Origin of the sequence: Rhizobium bangladeshense, assembly GCF_001662075.1 — a bacterium.
Taxonomy (GTDB): Bacteria; Pseudomonadota; Alphaproteobacteria; order Rhizobiales; family Rhizobiaceae; genus Rhizobium; species Rhizobium bangladeshense_B.
This window is the reverse complement of the sequence record NZ_LYPL01000098.1, coordinates 1-990: the sequence shown is the minus strand read 5'-3', so window position 1 is coordinate 990 and position 990 is coordinate 1. Positions and strand designations below refer to the sequence as shown.

General features: G+C 63.0%; 1 protein-coding gene. It reads right to left on the bottom strand.

The annotated features are described in order from the left end of the window. On the bottom strand, positions 1-990 hold a 990-nt coding region (locus A7X77_RS31660), incomplete at both ends, for an ATP-binding protein (protein ID WP_156668218.1).

The window sequence follows — 990 nt, the reverse complement described above, 5'->3', positions numbered from 1 at the left end:
AAGTTGATTTTGTAGAAGGCGTCGTCTTCTACGAGCAGCAGCTTCAGCTTTCCGGCAGTCTCGGCATGTCTTGGATCGGCAGGTGTTGAATGGGGCGCGGCGGCGTCGGCCGCCGCTCCGCCGCCCTGCGGCCGGTTGGTGAGCACGTGGCGGATCTTGCGGGCCAGCTCCTCGCGCGTATAGGGCTTGGAGAGCAACTCCAGCCCGGGATCGAGCCTGCCGCCATGGACGATCGAGTCTTCCGTATAGCCGGAGGTGTAGAGCACGGCGATGTCGGGAGGACGCGCGCGCGCCATGCGCACAAGTTGCGGGCTCTTCAACGGGCCGGGCATGACGACATCGGTAAAGAGCAGGTCGATATGGGCGCCGCTCTCGATCACCGTAAGCGCGCTTTGCGCATCCTTGGCTTTCAAGACGTAATAGCCGAAATCCGTCAGCATCTCGATAACAGTGGTACGAACACCCTCGTCATCCTCGGCGACAAGGATGGTTTCGGTCCCGCCGGTTGTCGCCACGGTGTCCGCGGCGCTGACATGATCCTCGCTGCGGAACGAACGGGCGAGATAGAGTTTGATGGTCGTGCCTTCGCCGGCTTGGCTGTAGATCTTTACGTGGCCGCCGGACTGCTTGACGAAGCCGTAGACCATCGACAGGCCGAGACCGGTGCCCTTGCCTTCCGGTTTCGTCGAGAAAGAGGGCTCGAAGGCCTGCTCCTTCACCTCCTCGGTCATGCCGGAGCCGGTATCGGTGACCGCGAGCACGACATATTGGCCGGCCTTCACTTCAGGATGGGTGCGGCTGCAGGAATCGTCGAGGAAGGCGTTGCCGACCTCGATCGTCAACCTGCCGGCGCCATTCATCGCGTCGCGCGAGTTGATCGCAAGGTTGAGCAGGGCGTTCTCGATCTGGAGCGGATCGGCGAAGGTGTTCCAGAGGCCGCCGGCGACGACGGTCTCGACTTCGATCTCCTCCCCGAGCGCGCGGCGAAGC